The following is a 23,041-nucleotide window of genomic DNA, read 5'->3' as shown; positions in this document are numbered from 1 at the left end:
ATGAGACACGCCGTTCATTCGGGTGGCGTCCAGGAATTTACCGGGCGCGGGGTTTCCGGGTGCCACGGGGCTCGTTATCCAGGGCGAAGTGAGAGACCAGGCATAAGTAGTGCCTGTATTGAATTCCTCCTGGCGACGCGAGTTGCCGAAGAAAGGAACACGATGAAGCCCCTGAAGGCCGCCGCTGTCATTGCCGGTTCCCTCGTCGCCGCGGGCGCCGCCGCTCCCGCCTTCGCGTACGACGCCGCGCCCACCAGCCTGAACGGCGGCCTGAACGGCGCGGTGGAGACCATCGCGAGCCAGCGTTCGCTGGACGTCGAGGACCTTCAGCCCCTGAAGCACCAGTCGGACGCGCTCGACACCGAGAACAAGGACTCCGCGCTCAGCACCGTGAAGGGCGCGACGAAGACCCTGAACACGGTGAGCAGCCCCTCGGACACCCTGCTCGGCGGCCTTCCCGTCAACGGTTAATCAGTTCATTATTGCGTGTCCTTACGGAAAGCCTTGCGGGGCCGTTTATAGGCTGGAGCAAACCTTCCAAGAAAGGACCGACGATGAACACCGTCAAGAAGGCCGCTCTGTTCGTGGCCGCCGTGGGAATGTCCATGGGGGCCGCCGCGGGCACCGCGTTCGCGGACGCCGAAGCCGAAGGTGCCGCCGTCAATTCCCCCGGCGTCCTCTCCGGCAATGTGGTTCAGATCCCCGTGCACATCCCGGTCAACATCTGCGGCAACACCGTCGACATCATCGGCGTTCTCAACCCGGCCGCCGGGAACGTGTGCGTCAACAAGTGACGTCGTACGCCGGCGGGTGAGTTGACGCGCCGGCACCCGGCGACACGATGACGCCGAAGGGCCGGTTCCGGACGCTCGGAGCCGGCCTTCTCCCCTGTTCGACATCCGTCCCTCATTCGGGTGGTCGGCCCTGTGGTGTCACCCTGTCGAGTGATGAGTCGGCGGGGCGAATTCCGTTGCCTGGATAGGGTCTTGCGGTGACCTCAGCCTCAAGCGACACACGTCCGTTCAGCGCCGCCGAACTCGGCACGCTCGTCGTCATGGCCTTCAGCGGCGCCGCCCCCGACGGCGACATGCCCTACCTCCTCGCCTACACCCTGGGCGACGGCGCGGGCGGCCCGGAGGCATCCACCGCCGCGGTCGAGGAACTCCTGCGCGCCAACGGCCTGTCGACGGGCGACCAGATCATCGACGGCTCCCAGCGGCCGGACCTGCCGCTGACCCTCGTCGTCGACGGGGGCGAGGCCGTGGTCGACATGCCGTACCTCCACGCCCGGTGCGTGGTCCCCGAGGAGTGGCTCGCCGCCGTGGGCCGGCGCGGCTACGCCTACTTCCTGTTCGCCACCCGCCCGTGGCCCGGCGCCGAGCCCGGCAAGCCCGTGGCGCCGGAGGACCTGGCCGCCTTCGCGGGTGACGAGGGCATCCTCGACAGCGCGGCGCACGTGCTCCTGCCCGCCCGCGCCGCCCAGGGCTGATGGCGGCCACCACGGGGCCGGCGACGGGTGCCGGCGCCCGGTCCGAGGTGCGGGCGGTGGGCGGCGGCCGTGCCTTCGCGCTGCTGCTGGTGATCACCGGTGCGGCCGGTCTCCTCGCCGCCTGGGTCATCACGATCGACAAGTTCAAGCTGCTGGAGGACCCGGGCTTCGTACCGGGCTGCAGCCTCAACCCGGTCGTCTCCTGCGGCAACATCATGAAGAGCGACCAGGCCTCCGCCTTCGGGTTCCCCAACCCGATGCTCGGACTGGTCGCCTACGGCGTCGTCGTCTGCGTCGGCGTCAGCCTGCTCGCGGGTGCCGTCTTCCCGCGCTGGTACTGGCTGCTCCTCGACGCGGGGACGCTGTTCGGCGTCGGATTCGTCTCGTGGCTCCAGTTCGAGTCGCTGTACCGGATCAACTCGCTGTGCCTGTGGTGCTGTCTGGCGTGGGTCGCCACGATCCTCATGTTCTGGTACGTGACCTCGTTCAACGTACGGAACCGGTTCCTGCCCGCACCCCGCTGGGCGAGGCAGTTCCTCACCGAGTTCACCTGGGTCCTGCCGGCGGTGCACATCGGCGTCATCGGGATGCTGATCCTGACCCGCTGGTGGGACTTCTGGACGAGCTGATCGTCGTACCGATCCGATAGCCGCATGGCCGTCGGTCCTATTACTGCGTCCGTCGGGGGAATCTTTCGCTGATGCCGTTCCCGGGATCGTTACGCGGTACGGACCCAATGCACCGAATCCTGAAAGGGACCGTACCTGAGATGAAGTCCACCACTCGAGCAACCCTCGCCGCCGTCCTGACCGGTGTGGCGGCCTCGGTCGGCGCCGCCGCGACGCCCGCCGCCGCGGCTCCCGTCGTCCCCGTCCCGGTACCGCTGGGCGGCGCCGAGCGCGCTCTCGGCATGGAGTTGCCCAGGGTCGCCGGGGAGCTGCCGGTCCCCGTGCCGGGAAGCCCGAACGGGCCGCGGTACGTCACGGGCCGTCTGATGCCCGAGCGCACCCTCCCGCAGCTTCCGATCAGCGCGGGGCTGCTCGGTGCGGACGTCCAGGCGCCCCTCCCGCAGGCCCTCGGACAGGAATTCGAGTACCTGGTGGTCGACGCCCCGGCCTCCGACCTCAGGACCCTCACCCCGGGGCTGTCCGTCGACACCCCGGTGACCGCGCCCAACGCCGACCACCTCGGCCTGCCCGACCCGAAGCTGCCCCAGGCGGCCGTGCTCACCCCGCTGCTGCAGACGGCGCCCGGGCTGAATCTCGGGCTCGGGGACTGACCGGCGGGGGCCGGGGGTCCGTGGTCCGGTCCCCGGCGCCCGCGTCCCACCGGGGCGGCCACCGCCACGGGATCCGACAAGGAGAGAACGATGTCCGTCAGCAGAGTGCCGGTCACTACGGCCGGTCCGGTGGAGGTCGGGAACAGAACCCGCCGGAACGCGATGCGCGCGCTGTTCGCCTCGCTCGTCGCGGTGTCCGCGGTCCCGGTCGTGGCGGCCTCCAGACCCTCGGGGGGCGACGAGGTGGTGTCCGACCCGCACGACGTGGCGGACACCTTCGAGGAGACGTACCGGGGCCGCCGCATCCACGGCGTGTGGTCCGTCGCGGGCCGCGCCGCCTACGACAGCGGGCAGTGGCAGGTCACCGTGGACGGGCGGCCGCTGCACCTGATGCGGCGCGCCGACGGCTCGTATCTGAGCATGGTCGACCACTACGAGTCCTACCCCACCCCGCTCGCCGCGGCGCGCGCCGCCGTCGACGTGCTCGGCGCCTCCGAGCGGCTGCGCGGCCCCGCCACAGGGGGGAGGCACGATGGTGTACACGCGTAGGGACGTCAGTTCCCTGACCCGCGCCGAGCGGCGGCGGTTCGTCGGCGCCCTGCTGGAGGTCAAACGCCGGGGCGAGTACGACGAATTCGTGCGGACGCACATCGAGTACTACGTCTCCGACGGCGACGACGAGCTGCGCACCGCCCACATGGCGCCGTCCTTCCTGCCCTGGCACCGCAAGTTCCTGCTGGACCTGGAGCGTGCCCTGCGGCGGGTGGACTCCTCGGTGAGCGTGCCCTACTGGGACTGGACCCGCAGCCGTACGCCGTCCGCGGCCCCCTGGACGAGCGACCTGCTCGGCGGCAACGGGCGGCCCTCCGACCACCGGGTCATGACCGGCCCGTTCGCCTACGGGCACGGGAAGTGGAAGATCAAGGAGGGGGTGACCGACGTCGAGTACCTCACCCGCGACTTCGGCCGCCCGCACAACCCGATCGACCTGCCGACCGCGGCGGAGCTGGCCCGGGCGCTGGACGACCCGGTCTACGACACCGAGCCCTGGAACTCGACCTCGGCGCGCGGGTTCCGCAACAAGCTGGAGGGATGGGGGCCGGGCAGCGGCAGCGCCGCCTGGCGCAACCACAACCGCGTCCACCGCTGGGTCGGCGGGCACATGCTCGGCGGCGCCTCCGTCAACGACCCGGTCTTCTGGCTGCACCACGCCTTCGTGGACCTCGTCTGGACCCGCTGGCAACGCAAGCACCGGGGAGGGCGCTATCTGCCGGCCAGCCCGCCAGGACTGGGCAGTTCACAGTACGGACGGATCGTCGCGCGGCACGAGGCCCTGCCGCCCTGGGATGTGACGCCGGATCAGCTGGAGGACGTCGGCGGGATCTACCGGTACGCGTAGCGAGGGACGTGCCGGTGCCTGGCGCGCGAGACCCCCGGCGGTACCGCTGCCGGGGGTCGTTGCACACATGCAGGCCGGTTCAGCGGCCGTAACCGCCGTCGTGCTTGTCGTCGCTCTTGTTGACGCAGGAGTTGCCGAAGGCGGGGTTCAGCAGGCCGATCACGTCGACGGTGTTGCCGCACAGGTTGATCGGCACGTGGACCGGGACCTGCAGGACGTTGCCGGACAGGACGCCGGGCGAGTTGGCTGCGGCGGCGGCGGCCCCGGCGTCCGCGGTGGCCAGGCCGGCCCCGCTGAGCACCACGGCGCCGGTGCCGAGAGCGACGGTGGCTGCCTTCGCGATGCGAGACATCACGTTCTCCTTCTACTCGGTGAGTGCGACTGCACGGACGCGGCCGCACTTCCCTTCAACGCGCCCGGTCACCTTGGGTAACGGCGATCATCGGTGCGTCACCCTTACCGGAGAGGGCGCAGGTGGAGAGGCCGGGCGTAGGGGCCGGGCGGAGGGAGGGGGCCCGAGGCCGGAGAGGGCGGGACCAGGTGAGGGGCCGGGCGAGCGACGTCGCCCACGCGGCGGGGCCCGGCTGTGCGGCCCGTGAGAGGCACGCGCGTACTGCGACGACGCAGCCAGCGGCGGAGCGCCCCCGGCAGGACTCGAACCTGCGGCCAAGCGCTTAGAAGGCGCCTGCTCTATCCACTGAGCTACGGGGGCCGGGTGTGGTGGCCTGTGTCCTGGTGCTGCCCGGGTGTGGGCTGATCCGTGACCTTGCCGGGGACAAGGATAGGGCTCCCGCGTCCTTGCCCTTGGTGCTTCCCCTCCGTGGCTCGATGTGGAGGTTCAGTGAAGCGGTCCTGATAATCGCAGGCAGGTACGAATCGTGCACCGCTTTTGGGCTCTGTGGCACCGGGTGTTGTGCACTCGTTATGCCTGCGCCCCAGTCATCCCTTCCGCCCCCTGTGTCCTGTCGGCGCGCAGACATACCCATATGCTTCAGAAAGCCTCCAAAATTGGGCATTCTTCGCATGTGGTGACCTTGGACGTACGGCCTCAGCTGCTCGACGCACTCTCCGCCCTGCGCGACCGTGTCGCCGCCGCACGCTTCCCGCTGCCCCTGGCGGGGGCTCCACGCGCGCGTGCCAACCGCGACGAACTGCTCGCACAGCTCGACGACTATCTGGTGCCCCGGTTGAGAGACCCCGAAGCGCCTCTGCTGGCCGTGGTGGGCGGATCCACCGGTGCCGGCAAGTCGACCCTGGTGAACTCCCTCGTGGGCCGCCGGGTCAGCGAGGCGGGGGTGCTGCGGCCGACCACGCGCACCCCGGTGCTCGTCTGCCACCCGGAGGACCATCACTGGTTCAGCGGGATGCGGGTGCTGCCCGACCTCACGCGCGTGTGGGTGCCCCATCAGGAGCCGGGCGACGACATGAACCCACCGGTCGAGCGCGGCGAACGGGTGCTGCGCATCGAGACCGCCGACACGCTGCCACCTGGCCTCGCTCTGCTGGACGCGCCCGACGTCGACTCCCTGGTCGCCGACAACCGCGTCCTCGCCGCCGAGCTCATCTGCGCGGCCGACATCTGGGTCATGGTGACGACGGCCGCCCGGTACGCCGACGCCGTCCCGTGGCATCTGCTGCGGACGGCGAAGGAGCACAAGGCGACCCTGGTCACCGTGCTCGACCGGGTGCCCCACCAGGTGGTGTCCGAGGTGTCGCGGCAGTACGGCGCGCTGCTCGCCAAGGCCGGGCTCGGCGACGTGCCCCGCTTCACCGTGCCCGAACTGCCCGAGTCCGCCTGGGGCGGCGGTCTCCTTCCGGCCACCGCGGTCGCGCCGCTGCGGACCTGGCTCACCCACCACGTCCAGGACCCCGCGGCCCGCCACGAGGCGATGGCCCGCACCGCCTACGGGGTCCTCGACTCGCTGAAGTCCCGGATGCCCGAACTGGCCGGCGCGGCAGCCGCTCAGTACGCCGCCGCCCTGCGGCTCACCGCGGCCGTGGACGGCGCCTACGACAGCGAGTACGCGCGTGTACGGGGGCGTCTGCAGTCCGGCGCCGTGCTTGCCGGGGACGCGCTGAAGCGGTGGCGTGCGTACCCGCTGGACTGCACCGCCGGTGAACTTCTCGACGCGCTCGTCGAGAGCCTCGCCGCGCTCGTGCTGTGCGCTGTCACCGCCGCCGACGAACGGATCGACGAGGCGTGGCGGCGCGAACCGGCCGCGGACGCACCCGGGCTGACGGACCGTGACCCGACCCTGGAGAGTGCCGAGCACCGCATCGGGATGGCCGTACGGCGCTGGCGGCGGGTCCTGGAGGAGTACGCGGAGGAAGAGGTCCGCGACCTCGACAAGAGCGTCGCGCCGGACGCCGAGGTGGTGGCCGCGCTGGTCGCCACCACGCTCCTGGGCGGACGCCGGGCGCGGGTCGCGGGTGAGGGCCTCGCCGAACGGATCGGCGCGCACGGCGCCCTGCGGCTGCGGGACCGCGGCGGCCGCCTCCTCACCGACTACCTCGACCAGGCGCTCCACACCGAGCGGGAACGCCGTCTCGCGCCCCTCGACGCACTCGAGGTCCACCCGGAACCCCAGGCCGAACTCATCGCCGCGCTGTCCGTACTGCAGAAGGAGAGGTGACCGCTGTGACCGCCGTCACTGACCGCACGGATCACGCCGACCGTCCCGGAGACGAGCCCTCCGGGGACGGCACTTCCCAAAACGGCCTCTCCGGGGAAGCCCGTTCCGGGGCCGCGTCCCCGGCGGAGCCCGGAGGCGGCGAGCGTCCCGGGCGTGAGCCCACCGGGGACGGGTCCGCCGGTAAGGCCCCCTCCGACGGCGTCCACGCGCGCGTGGAGCGCGAGGAGGGCACCCCGCGGCTGACCCGCGCGGAGCCGGACAAGCCCGCACCGTCCGCCGACGCGGGCGGGTCCGGCAGGACGATCAAGCCGATCAGGTTCATCACCAGGAGGGGCCGCGGCGACAAGGACGAGAAGGGCGGCAAGGGCACCGGGGGCGCCGAGGACCGCTCCGACGCGGCCGCCGGTACGGAGGCCGGGCCCGCCTGGGACGACGGGCTGATCGCCCGCCGGGTGTCGGAGAGCGACACCCCGCAGGAGGTACCGGCCGTCGAGACCAGGCCCGCCGTACAGGCACCGCCCGAGCCCCTCGCGTACGACGGACCGCTGCGGTCGCGGCTCGACGCCCTGCGCGAACTGGTCGGCCTCTCCCGCGCGCGGCTCGACAACAGGACGCTCGCTGAGGCGGGACGGGTCCTCGACGAGGCGGCGGCCCGCCGCAAGCTCTCCGGGCAGCACACCGTGGTCGCCATCGCCGGAGCCACCGGCAGTGGCAAGTCGCAGCTCTTCAACGCCCTCGCCGGAGTGGCCATCTCGGAGACCGGCGTGCGCAGGCCCACCACAGCGGCGCCCATCGCGTGCAGCTGGAGCGACGGCGCCGCCACGCTCATCGACCGGCTCGGCATCCCCGGGCGGCTGCGCCGACGGCCGCTGCAGAGCCCGGAGGCCGAGGCGCAGCTGCGCGGGCTCGTCCTGGTGGACCTGCCCGACCACGACTCCGCGGCCGTCCAGCACCGCGAGCACGTGGACCGCATCCTGGCGCTCGTCGACGCGGTCATCTGGGTCGTCGACCCGGAGAAGTACGCCGACGCGGTGCTCCACGAGCGCTATCTGCGGCCCATGGCGGCGCACGCGGAGGTCACCTTCGTGGTCCTCAACCAGGTCGACCGGCTCCCCGGGGAGGCGGCCGACCAGGTCCTCGACGACCTGCGTCGGCTGCTCGACGAGGACGGGATCGCGCTGGGGGAGTACGGCGAGCCCGGCGCCACCGTGCTCGCGGTGTCCGGACTGACCGGGGAGGGGGTCGGCGAACTGCGCGAGGCGCTCGGCCAGTTCGTGGCCGAACGGGGCGCCGCGGCCCGCCGGATCGCCGCCGACCTGGACGTGGCCGCGGCCCGACTGTGGCCCGTCTACTCCACGGGCAGGCGCGCCGGGCTCAGCGAGGAGGCGCGCGACGAGTTCGCCGACCGGCTCGCGGACGCGGTGGGCGCGACGGCCGCCGGCGACGCGGCCGAACGCGCCTGGCTGCGCAACGCCAACCGTGCCTGCGGCACGCCCTGGCTGCGGCTGTGGAGGTGGTACCAGGACCGGCGCGAACCCCCTACCGGACGGCTGCCCGTGCGGGCTCCCGCGGACGAGGAGTGCACCGCGCGCCAGCGCGTCGAGCAGGCGGTGCGTACGGTCGCCGAGCGGGCCGCGTACGGGCTCCCGGCGCCCTGGGCGCAGGCGGTGCGCGAGGCGGCCGCACGGGGCGCTCAGGGGCTCCCTGAGGCGCTGGACGAGCTGGCGGTGCGCGCGGGGGGACCTCCCGGCCGGCCGCCCCGTCCCGGCTGGTGGCCGGTCGCCGTGTTCGCCCAGGCGTCCATGACGATCCTTCAGGTGGTCGGCGGCCTGTGGCTGCTGGGCCAGATCATCGGGTTCATGTCGCCCAATCTCGGTGTGCCGGTGCTGCTGATGGTGGCGGGCATCGTCGGCGGCCCGGTCGTCGAGTGGAGCAGCAAACTGGCCGCGCGCGGCCCGGCCCGCAGATACGGGCTGGAGGCGGAACGGCGGCTGCGGGAGGCGGCGGCCGGGTGCGGACGGGCCCGCGTACTCGATCCCGTGGCCGCGGAACTGCTGCGGTACCGCGAGGTGCGGGAGCAGTACGGGAGGGTCGTGGGGACGCGGGTGTAGGCGGAGACGGGTCCCGGGCGAGGGCGGGTGTGCCGTACGGGCGTTGAGCTTTCGGGGCGGGGGGAGAGAGGCGACGGGCACGGGTAGTACGTCCGGGCACGGAGAGTGTGCGCGGGGAGCGGAACTACTCGTTCGGGTGGCGGCGTTGTCCACAATCGGCCGGTGGCCCACAGCTCTCAGCGGGTCCGGCCCGGCGGAGGCAGTCTGAATCCGCGGCGATCGCACCGACGCGGTCGCCGCGGCAGACGCAGCCGTACGGGCCGGGCCCGTACGCGTATCCGCCCGGCGCGGCAGCCGGGGTGAGGGAGGGGTTCGGGATGAACGAGACGATGGTGTGCGCGGTGGGGAACGTGGCGACGCAGCCCGTGTACCGGGAACTGGCGTCGGGGGCGTCGGCGCGGTTCCGGCTCGCCGTGACGGCGCGTTACTGGGACCGCGAGAAGAGCACGTGGACGGACGGGCACACCAACTTCTTCACGGTGTGGGCCAACCGGGCGCTCGCGACGAACGTGGGGGCGTCCCTCTCGGTGGGCGATCCGGTCGTCGTGCAGGGCCGGCTGAAGGTGCGCACCGAGGTGCGGGACGGCCAGAGCTGGACGTCGGCGGACATCGACGCGGTGGCGGTCGGCCACGACCTGTCACGGGGGACGTCGGCGTTCCGGCGCCCGTCCAGGGAGGGGGAGGCGGCGGTTGCCGTCGCGTCCCGGCCGGAGCCCAACTGGGAGACGGAGCCCGGCATCCGGAGCGAAGTGGCGGCCCAGGAGCAACCGGAACCCGTCCCGGTGACGTGATGTCAGGTGTCGGACCGGGCTGACCGGTGGACGGCCCGTCGGCGTCCGCTTTCCGTACGGTCCTGGTGGATTTGTCGATAAGCCCAGCTCACAGGGTCTGCCCAGCCGATAACGATTCCGAGTCGGATCGGTTATCGGATGACATGACTGGGGAGAGCGGTGTGCCGTCTCCCTAGGATGCCGGGCATAGCTCATGGGGCTTCTGATTCTGCTGGTGGGACCGTTCCCCCACGTCAACGGGTCCTGCTCGGAGGGGAATTCTGTGTTTTCTTGGTTCTCTGCGTCGTCCGCGCGCGGACGGGGCGCCGCTCGCCTCACCGCCGCGACGTTCGTGTCGGGGCTGCTCGCCGCGGGGGTTCTGGCCACCGCCGGTGCGGCCGTCGCCGACGAGGCGCCGCAGAGTCAGGGCGGCGCGACAGCGACCATAGGCGGCCTGAAGACGTACGGCGACGCCGTGATCCACGACGGTGCCGAGGACCTCCAGGTCTCCGCGGGACTCTTCGAGATGTCGGTCGACAACGGCGGGATGCTGCAGACCTACTGCGTCGACCTGTACAACCCGACGCAGAAGGACGCCAAGTACCAGGAGACCCCCTGGAGCGGCACGTCGCTGAGCGGCAACCCGGACGCGGGCAGGATCCGCTGGATCCTGCAGAACTCCTACCCGCAGGTCAACGATCTCGCGGCGCTGGCCCGCGAGGCCGGGACGAGCGGCCTCACCGAGCAGGACGCGGCGGCCGGCACCCAGGTGGCCATCTGGCGGTACTCGGACGGCGCGGACGTCGACGCGGTCAGCCCGCGGGCCGAGAAGCTCGCGGACTACCTCCACAAGAGCGCGCGGAACCTCGCGGAGCCCAAGGCCTCGCTAACCCTCGATCCGCCGGCGGTCGCCGGTCACGCCGGCGAGAAGCTCGGCCCTGTGACGGTGCGCACGAACGCGGACAGCGTGACGGTGACGCCGCCGGCGGACGCGGCAGCCGCCGGGGTGCGGGTCGTCGACCGGGACGGGAAGCCGGTCACCTCGGCCAGGAACGGCAGCCGGCTCTACTTCGACGTGCCGGAGGACACGCCGGACGGGTCCGCGGCCGTGGGCGTGCAGGCGTCGACGACCGTGCCGGTCGGTCGTGCGTTCACCTCCGAAACCCGGAGCCAGACGCAGATACTCGCGGGGTCGAGTGAGTCCACGGTCTCCGCGACGGCCAGTGCGAACTGGGCGGAGAAGGGCGCGATACCCGCCCTGTCCGCCGAGAAGAACTGCGCCGAGGGCGGTGTGGACATCACGGCGGCCAACAAGGGCGACGAGGCGTTCACCTTCGAGCTGATGGGGCTGGAGCACACCATCGAGGCGGGGGAGTCGCAGACGGTGACCATCCCGCTCCAGGAGGACCAGGCGTACGACTTCACGATCAAGGGGCCGAACGGCTTCCAGAAGCGGTTCACGGGCGTGCTCGACTGCGAGACCGAGGGCGGCGCCGGCGGCGACGCGACCCAGACGCTCAGTGAGCCGAGCCCGGCGACCGCGGGCGGTGGTTCGACCACCGGGGGGACGGACCTCGCGGAGACCGGCAGCTCCGGTGCCACCCCGATGATCGCGGGCACCGCCATCGGCCTGCTGGTGATCGGCGGGACGGCCCTGCTGCTCCTCCGCAAGAAGGCGCCCGCACAGGACTGAGCGCGCGGGACCGAGCACACGGCACCTTGACATCTGGACAGGGAGACAGGCCCCCGGGGCGGGGCGGTCGGCTTCGGGGCGGGTGCCGGGTGGGTGCAGAGCGTTGCGGACCGTCGCCTGTCCTCGCCCCACGTTTCTCAGGCACCCCACAGGTATCGAGATCTATCCGAAATTGTGACCAAAGTGGATGCAATGCCCACAACAGAGAGTGCGTGATCGGCTCGGCGGAGAAGGCGGGTCCGCAGGCGCAGGTCACGGACCCCCGATGAGACTGGTTTCCATCCAGGGGTGGCCGTCAGGCAAGATGGGGTGTATCTGCCCACTGCCGATTTCAAGCGTCCGGACGGTTTCTCTTGGCTGAGTTCATTTACACCATGCGCAAGACGCGCAAGGCGCACGGCGACAAGGTGATTCTCGACGACGTCACCCTGAGCTTCCTGCCCGGAGCGAAGATCGGTGTGGTCGGCCCGAACGGCGCCGGTAAGTCCACCGTTCTGAAGATCATGGCCGGCCTGGAGCAGCCGTCGAACGGCGACGCCTTCCTGTCGCCGGGCTACTCGGTGGGCATGCTCCTCCAGGAGCCGCCGCTGGACGAGTCGAAGACGGTCCTGGAGAACGTGCAGGACGGCGCCGCCGAGATCATGGGCAAGCTCCGGCGCTTCAACGAGGTCGCCGAGCTGATGGCGACCGACTACTCGGACGCGCTCATGGAGGAGATGGGCAAGCTCCAGGACGACCTCGACCACGCCAACGCGTGGGACCTGGACACCCAGCTGGAGCAGGCCATGGACGCCCTGGGCTGCCCGCCCGGCGACTGGCCCGTCACCAACCTCTCCGGTGGTGAGCGCCGCCGCGTCGCGCTGTGCAAGCTGCTCCTCGAAGCCCCCGACCTGCTGCTCCTCGACGAGCCCACCAACCACCTGGACGCCGAGTCCGTGCAGTGGCTGGAGCAGCACCTCGCGAAGTACCCCGGCACCGTCGTCGCCGTCACCCACGACCGGTACTTCCTCGACAACGTGGCCGAGTGGATCCTCGAACTGGACCGCGGCCGCGCGCACCCCTACGAGGGCAACTACTCCACCTACCTCGACAAGAAGGCCTCCCGCCTCAAGGTCGAGGGCCAGAAGGACGCCAAGCGCGCCAAGCGGCTCAAGGAAGAGCTGGAGTGGGTGCGGTCCAACGCCAAGGGCCGGCAGGCCAAGTCCAAGGCGCGTCTGTCCCGCTACGAGGAGATGGCCGCCGAGGCGGACAAGATGCGGAAGCTGGACTTCGAGGAGATCCAGATCCCGCCGGGCCCGCGTCTGGGCAGCATCGTGGTCGAGGTCGACAACCTCAGCAAGGCCTTCGGTGACAAGGTCCTCATCGACAACCTCTCCTTCACGCTGCCGCGCAACGGCATCGTGGGCGTCATCGGCCCGAACGGCGCCGGCAAGACCACGCTGTTCAAGATGATCCAGGGCCTGGAGACGCCGGACTCCGGCACCATCAAGGTCGGCGACACGGTCAAGATCTCGTACGTCGACCAGAGCCGCGAGAACATCGACCCGAAGAAGTCGCTGTGGGCGGTCGTCTCGGACGAGCTGGACTACATCAACGTCGGCCAGGTCGAGATGCCCTCGCGTGCCTACGTCTCCGCCTTCGGCTTCAAGGGCCCGGACCAGCAGAAGCCGGCCGGCGTCCTCTCCGGTGGTGAGCGCAACCGCCTGAACCTGGCGTTGACCCTCAAGCAGGGCGGCAACCTGCTGCTCCTCGACGAGCCGACGAACGACCTCGACGTGGAGACGCTCTCCTCCCTGGAGAACGCGCTGCTGGAGTTCCCGGGTGCGGCCGTGGTCGTCTCCCACGACCGGTGGTTCCTGGACCGGGTGGCGACGCACATCCTCGCGTACGAGGGCGACTCCAAGTGGTTCTGGTTCGAGGGCAACTTCGAGTCGTACGAGAAGAACAAGGTCGAGCGGCTCGGCCCGGACGCCGCCCGTCCGCACCGCGCCACCTACAAGAAGCTGACCCGGGGCTGATCTTGCGGCACATCTACCGCTGCCCGCTGCGCTGGGCGGACATGGACGCGTACGGCCACGTCAACAACGTGGTGTTCCTCCGCTACCTGGAGGAAGCGCGTATCGACTTCCTGTTCCGCCCGGACAAGGATTTCCAGCAGGGGTCCGTGGTGGCGCGCCATGAGATCGACTACAAGCGCCAGCTCGTCCACCGGCACGCGCCGGTGGACATCGAGCTCTGGGTGACGCAGATAAGGGCGGCGTCGTTCACGCTCGCCTACGAGGTCAAGGACCCGGACCAGGTGTACGTCCGGGCCCAGACGGTCATAGTGCCGTTCGACTTCGAGGCGCAGCGCCCGCGCCGCATCACAGCGGAGGAGCGGGAGTTCCTGCTGGAGTACCAGGACGACCGCGCCGAGGCCGTCGCGGCATGACGGTCCTGCATCTGGCCGACGAGGGGGAGGCGGCGGACCTCGCCGCCTTCCTGGCCAGGCTGATCCACTACGACCGCGCCGCCGCCGTGCGCCTCCAGGTGTCCGGCACCGCGCTCGCCGTGTTCGGACGGCCGCCGTCGTTCGAGGTCCTGGCCGTCCGTGCGGCGCGGCTCGCCAAGCCGTACGAGAGCGGGCTCAACGACTCGCTGGACGTGACCGTCTCCGCGGGTGAACTCCTGGAGTCGCTCGACGACACGGCGGCCACGGTCACCGTGCCGGCCGCCGTCACCGGACCGCCCTGGGCCGGACTGCTGCCGCCCCGCGGCGGTTGGCGGCCGGAGCCCGGGCTTCCTGAACCGGCCGCGGTGCGGGCGACGGTCGCCGAGGCGGTCGCCGAATTCCGGTCGCGTACGCAGGAGTTGGCGGCCGACCGGCGCACGCGTGCCGAACTCGACAGGATCGGGCGGGAGATCTGGTCCCGGCCGCTCGGCGACAGCGGACTCCCGGTGCGGGCGGCGCACGCCGCACAGGCACTCGGGTTCCTGCGTCCCGCGCGCGCGGCGGCACCGGACGAAGAGCCGCTGGGGCTGTACTCGTCGGGAGCGTGGCTCAGACTGCGCACACCGTACGGCTCGATAGCCGTACGCAGGGCGGGACTTGGCGCACTGGACGTCAGCGTCCGCTGACCGGCCGCTCCGTACCCTGCCACGTCCTACGGGTGGGCGCCGTACCCGGCCAGGTCCTCTCTGCGGCCGGGTACGGGCAACCGGACGTGCCGTGGGTCAGCCGGCCGTGTTGACCATCGAGGCCGCCGCGTATGTCAGGTAGTTCCACAGGGTGTGCTCGTGCTCCTCGGAGAGGCCGAGCTCCTCGACGGCGACGCGCATGTGCCGCAGCCAGGCGTCGTGCGCGGCCCGGTCGACGGTGAAGGGGGCGTGGCGCATCCGCAGCCGGGGGTGGCCGCGGTTCTCGCTGTACGTCGTCGGGCCGCCCCAGTACTGGATCAGGAACAGCGTCAGCCGGTCCTCGGCGGGGCCCAGGTCCTCCTCGGGATACATCGGCCGCAGCAGCGGGTCCTCGGCGACGCCCTCGTAGAAACGGTGCACGAGGCGGCGGAAGGTCTCCTCGCCGCCGACCTGCTCGTAGAAGGTCTGCTCCTGAAGCGTGCCGCGCCGGATCTCATTCACCCGTCCATCGTCTCAGACGCGCCGACCGAGGACTCAAGACCTAGGTCGCTTCGCACCGGCCCGGGTGCTGCGGGCCGGCCGGGGGCCGCTTCTTACGGACCGCGGGGCTCCGGTACTCGCGTCGCGGGCCGTCCGGCAGCACAGTGGAGGTATGGGTGCCCACGCTCTCGACCCCGGCCTGGACGACCTCGCCGCGTCCGCGCGGGCGGCGCTGGTGCGCGAGATCGAGGCGAGCGGGGCCTGGGCCGCGGACCCGGTGTGGCGGGAGGCCTTCGAGGCGGTCCCGCGGCACCTCTTCGTGCCGTACTACTACGTCGGCGTCCTGGGCGGTTACGAGCGCATGTGGGGGGAGGACCCCGACCGGCGCAGACGGGAGCGCTGGCTGCGCGGGGCGTACGCCGACGCCCCGCTGGCGACGCGGGTGCGGGACGGGGAGTTGCTCTCCTCCAGCAGCCAGCCCTCGCTGATGGCGAAGATGCTGACCGAGCTGGCGGTACGGGACGGGCACACGGTCCTGGAGATCGGCGCCGGCACCGGGTACAACGCGGCGCTGCTCTCGTACCGGCTCGGCGACGACCTCGTCACCACCGTCGACCTCGACCCGGAGATCACGGACTCGGCGCGACGGCATCTGGCCACCGCCGGCCACCACCCGGCCGTCGTCACGGGCGACGGAGCCCGGGGGGTCCCGGAGCGCGCGCCGTTCGACCGGATCATCGTGACCTGCACGCTGACGTCGATCCCGCGGGCCTGGCTCCCGCAGTGCGCCCCGGGCGCCCGCATCCTGGGGCCGCTGGCCACCGGCCTGATCGCCCTGCGGGTACGGGACGGCCGGCACGCCGAGGGGCACTTCCTGCACACGCCCGCCTTCTTCGTGCCGCTGCGCGGGGACACCCCGCCCGAGCCGGAGCCGCCCCAGCTCGACGGGCTGCCGCACCGGGCGAGGACGGACGACCTGTTCCGGTTCCTGCTGACGCTGACGGCGGGCCGCCTCGACCCGTACGAGGCGTACGTCCTGTGGGAGCGCGAGCACCAGCCGACGCGGGAGCGGTTCGGCGTGACGGTCAGCGGCGCGGACGCCTGGGCGTGGCTGGACGACCCCGCGGGGCCGTACGCCTGGCCACTGCGCTGACCCGCGGCCGTACGAGCCCCGCGCGTCCGCCGTACGGGGCTTTCCGGAGCCGGGAGGCCCCGGTCAGCCCCGGCGGATGGTGATCGTCGTCCAGGCGCCGACGTGGACGCGGTCGCCGTCCTGGAGCGGTACGGGCACGAAGGGCTGAATGGGCTCCTCGCCGCCGTTGACCGTCGTCCCGTTGGTGGAGTTCTGGTCGACGACCGCCCAGCTGCCGTCCGGCTGCTGGACCAGGACCGCGTGCTGGTGCGAGACGCCCGGGTCCTCCGGCGGCACCGACAGGTCGATGTCGGGGGTGTCGCCGGTGGAGTGGCGGCGGCGGCCGATGGTGAGCTGGTTGCCGGTGAGCGGGCGCTGCTGCTCGGGCGAGTACGCGGGCAGGTTGAGACCCGCGGCCTCGGGGCCGGAGCGCTGCATCATCGCCATGAAGTACGCGCGGTCGGGGCCGATCGTCGCGGTCCAGGTGAGTGGCTGCTGCTGGTAGCCGCCGCCCGGGCCGGGAGGCGCCTGGGTCGCGCCGGGCTGCGGGTAGCCGTAGCCGCCCTGTCCCCGGCCCTGGTCGGGTCCGCCCTGGCCGCCGGACGGCGGAGGCAGCACCCAGTCGTCGTCGCCGCCGAAGGCGGGGCCACCGGTCTGCGGCCGGCCCTGCGGCTGCTGCCGCTCACCGGGGAAGGCGGGCGGAGCGGGCGGGCTCTGCTGCTGGAACGCCTGCGGGGCGCCGGGACCGCCGGACTGCTGCGGGACGGGACGGCCCGGATCGCCCGGGAAACCGGGCTGGGCGGGCCGCGAGGGGTCGCCGGGGAAACCGGGCTGGGCCGGACGTGCGGGGTCGCCGAAGCCGGAGGGGCCCGAGGGCTCCTGGCCGAAGGGCGGGATGGGCTCGGCGGGCCGGTTCATCTGCGAGGGACGCGAGCTCTGGTAGTCGTACGCGTCACCGCCGCCGCCGGCGTAGGACGGGCCGGGCTGCGGCTGGAAGCGCTGCGCGGGACCGGGACCGGGACCGCCCGGGGACCCGGGGCCCGGCGCCGGCGGGCGCGGTGCGGCCGGGGTGTACGAGGTCGCGGTGTTGGTCAGGAAGTTCCACCGGCACTCCTCGCAGAAGGGCGCGCCGCCCTCGCGGGGCGTGCGGCACTGCGGGCACAGCTGCGGCTCGTGCTCGGGCGCGGCGGAGAAGGGTCCGCCTCCCGGACCGCCACCGGGCCGGCCGCCCGCACCGGGCGGCGGCGAGCCGGGCGGCGGGTAGCCGTAACCGGCGGGCGGTGGGGGCGGAGGCGGGGGCACGGCACCGGCCATGCGGTGACCGCAGACCTCGCACCAGTCGTCGGAACCCGACTGGTGTCCGTTCGGGCAGGTCGGCATGTCGGCGCTTCCCCCTCTCCTTTTCCGGCCGGTTCGGCCGGGTTTCTCCGGTCCCCTGGAGGGGCCGGGCTCGCTACTTCTTTACACGAACAGTCTTTGTGGACCGGGTCTCGAGGGTCATTTCGTCCGCCTCCTCGACCCGTGCCTTCAATCGCACAGTACCCGCCGCCGCGTCGACGACGTCCACCACCTTCGCAAGCAGTTTCGCAGTATCGGCGTTGCCGGACGCACTCGCGAGCTGGACGGCTCGGCCCAGCTTGGCCGTCGCCCCGTCGACATCTCCCGCTTTGCGCGCATCCAGTCCCTGCTGGATGACTTGCGCCAGTTCGGCCTGACCTGTGTAGTGCGCGACCTGGGGGTTGATCGACGTCGACGCCACCATGTCCTCGGTCCACACCGCCCGTACGAGACCCTGCGCGCCGAGGTTCTGCACGCTCCCGTCGCTCTGCGGGATCACCAGGGAGACGCGGGCGGCCAGCATCTCCCGGCCGATGCCCGCGGAGGGGACCTCCACGCACACGTGGTAGTCGCGGGACTCGTCCCCCCAGGAGCCGGTCGGATAGTCGCCGGCGCGCGGGCCGGCCTCGGTGCGACGGTGCGTCAGTTCCTCGACGGTGGGAGCCACTTGCTTGACGAACTTGATCTCCGTGCCGACCGGCGTCCACAGCCGCAGCGCGACGTCCGCGACCTCCTTGCCCATGGCCGTCTCCATCATCTGCGTGAAGTCGGCGGACAGGGCCGCGGGGTCGGCGACGATGTCGGCGGTGCCCAGCAGCCCGGAGGCGATCGCGGTGACCTCCTTGACCTCCCAGTCCGTGCCGACTCCCCGGGCGTCGCAGGTGAAACGGCCCGCACAGGAGTCCAGGGCGGCCTTCAGGTCCTCCGGGGACTCGTGTTCGTTGCGCCCGTCGGTGAGCAGGATCCCGTGCCGGATCGACACGTCGGCCGAGGACAGCAGGCGGTCGGCGAGACGCAGCCAGGTGCCGATCGCGGTCCCGCCGCCGGCGCTGAGCCTGCGCAGGGCCTGCTTCGCCTGGTCGCGGGTCCGGGCGTCCGCCACCGCGAGCGCGCCGTTTCCGGGGTAGACCTCCTGGGCGGCGTGCGTGCCGGAGATCACGGCGAAGTGGACGCCGTCGCGGACCGCGTCGATCGCGGCGGCCGTCGCCTCGCGCGCGCCGCGCATCTTGGCCGGCGGGTAGTCCATCGAGCCCGAGCAGTCGACCATGATCGCCACCGCGGCGTCGGGCGCCTGCCCGGCCGGGTACAGGTGCGGGGCGGCGATCGCGCTGCCGACGGTGCCGCCGCCGGTCGCGCTCACCGTGACGATCGCGTTGACCTCGCGGCCGCCCTCCGGCAGGTACTCGTTCTGGTACACGTCCACCGAGAACTGCGGCACATTCGACTTCGAGAAATTGGCCATGCCTTCTCTGCTCCCCCTAGACATCCCGCGCCGCCGCTTCCCGCGGCGGGCGGAACGACGACGATATGCGGACCGGTCCCCTCCGGTCCGAGACCGTTCCCCGTGCTGCGGCCTCAGGCCGATCCTGCCCCCTGAGAGGGTGCGGGGAACGGCACGACGGCCACTGTTACGTTGTCGTGGCCCCCGCCGTCCAAGGCGTGACCGACCAGCACCTGCGCGCTGTGCAGGGGCCGGGCCGCCGCGTCGAGGGGGACCACCTCGGCCATGTGTTCGGCGGCCTCGGCGTAGTTCCACAGCCCGTCGGTGCAGACCACCACCACACCCGGCCGGTCGGGCTTGAAGGAGGCGGTGTGCGGCTCCAGTTCGTACGCGTCCGCGCCGAGCCAGCCCGTGATGGCGTGGGCGCGCTCGTCGGCGTAGGCCTCCGCCTCGTTCATCAGGCCCGCGGCGACCATCTGCGCGGCCCACGAGTCGTCCTCGGTGAGCCGGGCCGGCGGTGAACTCCGGTCGACCGGCACCCAGTAGGCGCGGCTGTCGCCGACCCAGCCGACGGTCAGCAGACTGCTGGTGACGACGGCGCCGACCAGGGTGCAGGCCGGGGCGTTCTGGTGCGGGGTGTGCTCGCGGGCCGAACCGGGGTCCTCCGCGAGGGCGTTGACGGCGTGCGAGGCCGCGATGATCGCCTCGTGCATCGCCTGCTGCGGATGCGTGCCCTGCGGCAGCGACTCCAGCAGCGCCTCGCCCGCGGCGCGGGAAGCGGCCAGGGACGCCTCGTCGGGGCGGGTCGCCGAGGAGACACCGTCACACACGATGGCGACGACGGCGGGCGAACCGTCGGGCAGCGCGGTCGAGGAGAGCGTGAACGCGTCCTCGTTGCGGTGGTGGCGCAGCCCGCGGTCGCTGACCGCGGCCACCGCGGCGAGCTCCTGCTCCATGTGGTCGCGCTCGCGGGGCTGGGCGTGCCCGCAGTTCTCGCAGTAGCCGTCCCGGTCGACGTGACCGGCGCGGCAGGCCACGCAGAGCTTGGTGCCGGCGGGCGGCGTCCCGAGGTCGGCGGTGCGCGGATCGGCGGGCGCCGATCCGGGCGGGGCCAGCGGGTACTCGTCCGGCTCGGCGGGCCGGTCGAAGCGCACCCCGGCCGACTCGCCCCCGGTGCCCGGCTGTTCGGCGCCCGGCGCGGCGGGGGAGGCGGCCTCGGGGTGCCCCGGAGCGGGGGCGGCCGAGGGCGCGGGACCGAAGGCGGCGGGAGGCCGCGCCCCGGGAGCGGCCGCGGGGCGGGGCTCGGACACCGCACCGGCGGCCGGGTGGGCGGCCGGCAGCTCCGAGCCGCCCGAGTCCGTGCCGGGGATGTCCGTCGGCAGGTGGACCGGGGCGGGCGCGCCGGAACTGCCCCGCTCGGGTGCGTCGGGCCAGTCCACGGACGAGACCTCCGAAGGGGGGCGGGGCGCCGCGCCGTTCATCGTGATCGTGGGGGTGTCCTGGGGCGGTGCGGACACCGCCGACAGGTCGAACCCGCACGCACCGCAGAAACGGTCACCCGACTCCAGGGGCTCCTCGCAACTGGGGCACCTCGAAAGAGCCGTCGGCTGGGGCATCTGGGACATCCTCACACCCACGTCCGGGGGCGGTAACGGTTGGCACGTTCCACCAGGTCGATCCTCTCCTCGCCGCCCTGCGCGAGTCTGGCAAGCATCCGGTACGAACGCTCCAGACCGAAGCGGAGGCCTCGCTCGTCCAGCTCGCTGCCCAGCAGCGCACGTCCGCCCCCGGCAGGTGCGGAACCCTGGCTACCGGAGAGTACCCAGTCCAGCGCACAGCCCAGGACCTCTGTGGACAACTGCTCGCGCCGCACGGCGTCCAGACCGTATCCGTCCAGCGCCTCCACCTGCCCGGCGGCGGCGGTCAGTTCGTCCAGGAAACCGGGCGCGGCGGCCTCCTCGGCCATCCGGTGCCGCAGCCGCGCCCGTACGGCCGCGACCCGCGCCGCCGTGTAGTGGATCGACGACTCCGGCACCGACTCCAGCGTCAGCACCGCGCCCCGCCGGTCGCCGGCCGCCAGCTGGACCCGCGCCAGACCGAACGCCGCGCTCACATAACTGGGGTCGGTCGTCCACACCAGGCGGTAGTACTCCGCCGCGTTGTCCAGCTGGCCGAGCACCTCCGCGCAGACGCCCAGCGCCAGCTTGGGCGCGGACTCGCCGGGGAACGCGTCGTAGACCGCGTCGAAGGACAGCGCCGCGCCCTCGTGGTCGCCGGTCGCCAGCGCCGCCACGCCCCGGTACCAGACCACCCGCCAGTCGTCGGGCCGCTGCTCCTCCAGCTTCCGCAGGACCTCCAGGGCCGTGTACGAGTCGCCGCTCTCCAGCCGGGCCCGGATCTGCCGCAGCCTCGTCTCCACGGACTCGCTGGGGGCCGCCGCGAGCGCCGTGATCAGTTCCCCGGGCGCGGACGTCAGCAGACCCGCCAGGAAGCCGGCGTTCGGGTCGCCCGGGTCGACGCGCGGGACGGGCAGCGCGAGCGCGGTGGCGGCCGTGTTCAGCGGCTTGACCAGGGACGCTCCGGGGCGCGGTGGCGGCGGTGCGCCGTTCGGCCTCGGGGCGGGCACGGAGGCGCCCTTCCCGCCCCGTACGGGCACGGCGCGCGCCCCCAGCCGGGAGACGTCACCGTCCAGCCTGACGAACAACTCCGTGTCCGTGACCTTGACCTCGGGCCCGAACAGCGTGGACAGCGAGGGGCGCGGGCGGCCCGTCTGCAGGGCCACGACCTCGCGCAGGACGCCGGTCAGCTGCTCCGACATCTCCTCCGCGGAGGCGAAGCGGCGGGCCGGGTCGGGGTCGGTGGCCCGCACGAGCAGCCGGTAGAAGGACTCGTACCGCCGGAAGACGTCGATGGTGTCCGGGTCCGGCAGCGAGTCCACGAAGGCGTTCGTGTAGCCCTGGAAGTCGAAGCTGAGCACCGCCAGGGTGCGCGCGACCGTGTAGAGGTCGGAGGCCACGGAGGGGCCGATGTCGGCGACCTCGGGGGCCTGGTAGCCGACCGTGCCGTAGATGGCCGACTCGTCGTCGTCCATCCTGCGCACCGCGCCCATGTCGATCAGCTTGAGCTGGTCCTCGGTCTGGATCGCGTTGTCGACCTTGAAGTCGCAGTACAGGAGGTTGCGGCTGTGCAGGTGCCCGAGGGCCTCCAGCGCCTCGATGCCGTACGCGCAGGCCTGCTCCACCGGCAGCGGGTCCCGCTTGCCGTCCGCCGTACGGCGCCCGTTCGCGATCTCCTTGAGGGACTTGCCGCCCACGTACTCCATGACGATGTAGCCGTCGAGGGAGCCGGTGCGCTGGTCCAGGTGTTCGACGAAGTTGTAGATGCGCACGATGTTGGCGTGCTCGATCTCGGCGAGGAAGCGGCGCTCGGAGATCGCGGCCGCCATCGCGTCCTGGTCCCCGGTGTCCAGGAGGCCCTTGAGGACCACCCAGCGGTCGGAGACCGCGCGGTCGACGGCGAGGTAGACCCAGCCGAGCCCGCCGTGCGCCAGACAGCCCACGACCTCGTACTGGCCGTGCACGATGTCGGCCGCGTGCAGCTTCGGCACGAACGAGTACGGGTGGCCGCACTTGGTGCAGAAGCCCTCCGTGCGCCCCGGCCTGTCTCCGCGCGAACGCCCCACCGGCGCACCGCAGTCGGAGCGCGAGCAGAACCGCTTGCGCTCGGGCACCTCCGGGTTCTCCAGGACCATCTCGCGCGGGTCGGGCCGCGGCACCCCCGGCACCTGCACCAGACCGGCGCCGAGCCGGCCGCGGCTGGAGGAACCCGTCGTCGAGCCGGAGCTGCGCACCGACACCGACCGCGAGCCCGAACTCCCCGACAGGGAACGCGACAGGCGGCCCGAGACCGAGCGCCGGGACTGCGAGGACCGCGACGACGCCCGCGAGCCGGTCCGCGAACTGCTGCCGCGCGACCCGCGAGAGCCGCCGGCCGTGATCCCGGTCGGCTGCGAGCCCACCATGCCGTCCGACGAGACGACCGGCGCCAGACCGCACGTGTCGCAGTACAGCTCCCCGCCGCCCATGTCCTCGTACGACCCCGGGCAACCGGGGCGCTGGCACTTGCGCGCACCGCTCACGGACTGCTCACTCACGCTGCC

The 23,041-nt window shown here is 72.3% G+C and carries 21 protein-coding genes and 1 tRNA gene; 15 read left to right on the top strand and 7 right to left on the bottom strand.

All coding sequences use genetic code 11. The annotated features are described in order from the left end of the window. The first annotated feature begins 162 nt into the window (after positions 1-162). From ACFYQQ_RS07235 to ACFYQQ_RS07205, 7 genes are all read left to right on the top strand, one after another. Positions 163-471 (top strand): hypothetical protein, encoded by a 309-nt coding sequence (locus tag ACFYQQ_RS07235; RefSeq protein WP_355790399.1) that lies wholly within the window; start codon positions 163-165, stop codon positions 469-471. Positions 472-554: 83 nt separating this feature from the next. Continuing rightward, on the top strand, positions 555-794 hold the full coding sequence (locus tag ACFYQQ_RS07230) for a chaplin (RefSeq protein WP_355790396.1): 240 nt from the start codon (positions 555-557) through the stop codon (positions 792-794). Between the two features lie 197 nt (positions 795-991). Continuing rightward, positions 992-1,489: a DUF5949 family protein gene (locus ACFYQQ_RS07225; protein ID WP_356164846.1), complete on the top strand. Its 498-nt coding sequence runs from the start codon at positions 992-994 to the stop codon at positions 1,487-1,489. Further along, positions 1,489-2,118 carry a vitamin K epoxide reductase family protein gene (locus tag ACFYQQ_RS07220; protein WP_356164848.1) on the top strand — a complete coding sequence of 210 codons (630 nt, stop codon included), beginning with the start codon at positions 1,489-1,491 and terminating at the stop codon, positions 2,116-2,118. The genes ACFYQQ_RS07225 and ACFYQQ_RS07220 overlap by 1 nt, the downstream gene beginning before the upstream one ends. A 140-nt stretch (positions 2,119-2,258) precedes the next feature. Continuing rightward, complete coding sequence (locus ACFYQQ_RS07215) at positions 2,259-2,768, top strand: hypothetical protein (protein WP_356164851.1); 510 nt, start codon at positions 2,259-2,261, stop codon at positions 2,766-2,768. A 90-nt stretch (positions 2,769-2,858) separates the two neighbouring features. Beyond that, on the top strand, positions 2,859-3,317 hold the full coding sequence (locus ACFYQQ_RS07210; protein ID WP_355793359.1) for a tyrosinase family oxidase copper chaperone: 459 nt from the start codon (positions 2,859-2,861) through the stop codon (positions 3,315-3,317). Beyond that, positions 3,301-4,167: a tyrosinase family protein gene (locus ACFYQQ_RS07205; RefSeq protein WP_355793355.1), complete on the top strand. Its 867-nt coding sequence runs from the start codon at positions 3,301-3,303 to the stop codon at positions 4,165-4,167. The genes ACFYQQ_RS07210 and ACFYQQ_RS07205 overlap by 17 nt, the downstream gene beginning before the upstream one ends. 79 nt (positions 4,168-4,246) lie before the next feature. On the opposite strand, the gene ACFYQQ_RS07200 is transcribed toward ACFYQQ_RS07205, so the two are convergent. Continuing rightward, positions 4,247-4,519: a chaplin gene (locus ACFYQQ_RS07200; RefSeq protein WP_355793357.1), complete on the bottom strand. Its 273-nt coding sequence runs from the start codon at positions 4,517-4,519 to the stop codon at positions 4,247-4,249. A gap of 287 nt (positions 4,520-4,806) precedes the next feature. Next, positions 4,807-4,879 (bottom strand) — tRNA-Arg (locus tag ACFYQQ_RS07195). A gap of 313 nt (positions 4,880-5,192) precedes the next feature. Here ACFYQQ_RS07195 and ACFYQQ_RS07190 point away from each other — a divergent pair. From ACFYQQ_RS07190 to ACFYQQ_RS07160, 7 genes are all read left to right on the top strand, one after another. Next, positions 5,193-6,800, top strand: coding sequence for a dynamin family protein (locus tag ACFYQQ_RS07190; protein WP_356237671.1), 1,608 nt, complete (start codon positions 5,193-5,195; stop codon positions 6,798-6,800). A 5-nt stretch (positions 6,801-6,805) separates the two neighbouring features. Continuing rightward, complete coding sequence (locus ACFYQQ_RS07185) at positions 6,806-8,911, top strand: YfjP family GTPase (RefSeq protein ID WP_356164916.1); 2,106 nt, start codon at positions 6,806-6,808, stop codon at positions 8,909-8,911. A gap of 317 nt (positions 8,912-9,228) precedes the next feature. Next, positions 9,229-9,702 (top strand): single-stranded DNA-binding protein, encoded by a 474-nt coding sequence (locus ACFYQQ_RS07180; RefSeq protein WP_355785291.1) that lies wholly within the window; start codon positions 9,229-9,231, stop codon positions 9,700-9,702. 262 nt (positions 9,703-9,964) lie between these two features. Next, positions 9,965-11,374, top strand: coding sequence for a TQXA domain-containing protein (locus tag ACFYQQ_RS07175; protein ID WP_355785294.1), 1,410 nt, complete (start codon positions 9,965-9,967; stop codon positions 11,372-11,374). A gap of 353 nt (positions 11,375-11,727) precedes the next feature. Continuing rightward, the gene (ettA, locus tag ACFYQQ_RS07170) at positions 11,728-13,392 is read left to right on the top strand and encodes an energy-dependent translational throttle protein EttA (RefSeq protein WP_355785297.1); all 1,665 of its coding nucleotides are present in this window, start codon (positions 11,728-11,730) and stop codon (positions 13,390-13,392) included. Positions 13,393-13,394: 2 nt separating this feature from the next. After that, positions 13,395-13,805, top strand: coding sequence for a thioesterase family protein (locus ACFYQQ_RS07165; protein WP_355785300.1), 411 nt, complete (start codon positions 13,395-13,397; stop codon positions 13,803-13,805). After that, positions 13,802-14,491 carry a hypothetical protein gene (locus ACFYQQ_RS07160; RefSeq protein WP_355785303.1) on the top strand — a complete coding sequence of 230 codons (690 nt, stop codon included), beginning with the start codon at positions 13,802-13,804 and terminating at the stop codon, positions 14,489-14,491. The genes ACFYQQ_RS07165 and ACFYQQ_RS07160 overlap by 4 nt, the downstream gene beginning before the upstream one ends. Positions 14,492-14,587: 96 nt before the next feature. Here ACFYQQ_RS07160 and ACFYQQ_RS07155 read toward each other — a convergent pair whose 3' ends face one another. Then, positions 14,588-14,992 carry a globin gene (locus ACFYQQ_RS07155; RefSeq protein WP_355785306.1) on the bottom strand — a complete coding sequence of 135 codons (405 nt, stop codon included), beginning with the start codon at positions 14,990-14,992 and terminating at the stop codon, positions 14,588-14,590. Between the two features lie 151 nt (positions 14,993-15,143). On the opposite strand from ACFYQQ_RS07155, the gene ACFYQQ_RS07150 reads away from it, so the two are divergent. Further along, entirely contained in the window at positions 15,144-16,124 is a 981-nt protein-coding gene (locus ACFYQQ_RS07150) for a methyltransferase domain-containing protein (protein ID WP_356164930.1), read from the top strand. Between the two features lie 63 nt (positions 16,125-16,187). On the opposite strand, the gene ACFYQQ_RS07145 is transcribed toward ACFYQQ_RS07150, so the two are convergent. The 4 genes from ACFYQQ_RS07145 to ACFYQQ_RS07130 all read right to left on the bottom strand — a co-directional run bounded on the left by ACFYQQ_RS07145 (position 16,188) and on the right by ACFYQQ_RS07130 (position 22,966). Then, on the bottom strand, positions 16,188-17,483 hold the full coding sequence (locus tag ACFYQQ_RS07145; protein ID WP_356164932.1) for an FHA domain-containing protein: 1,296 nt from the start codon (positions 17,481-17,483) through the stop codon (positions 16,188-16,190). 73 nt (positions 17,484-17,556) lie between these two features. Continuing rightward, on the bottom strand, positions 17,557-18,903 hold the full coding sequence (locus tag ACFYQQ_RS07140) for a VWA domain-containing protein (protein ID WP_355794048.1): 1,347 nt from the start codon (positions 18,901-18,903) through the stop codon (positions 17,557-17,559). Positions 18,904-19,016: 113 nt separating this feature from the next. Continuing rightward, positions 19,017-20,507 (bottom strand): protein phosphatase 2C domain-containing protein, encoded by a 1,491-nt coding sequence (locus ACFYQQ_RS07135; protein ID WP_356237675.1) that lies wholly within the window; start codon positions 20,505-20,507, stop codon positions 19,017-19,019. Between the two features lie 2 nt (positions 20,508-20,509). Further along, entirely contained in the window at positions 20,510-22,966 is a 2,457-nt protein-coding gene (locus tag ACFYQQ_RS07130; RefSeq protein WP_388904008.1) for a tetratricopeptide repeat protein, read from the bottom strand. Positions 22,967-23,041 lie beyond the last annotated feature (75 nt).

It is taken from the genome of Streptomyces sp. NPDC005496 (assembly GCF_042872045.1).
Classification (GTDB): Bacteria; Actinomycetota; Actinomycetes; order Streptomycetales; family Streptomycetaceae; genus Streptomyces.
This window is presented reverse-complemented; position numbering and strand designations above follow the sequence as displayed.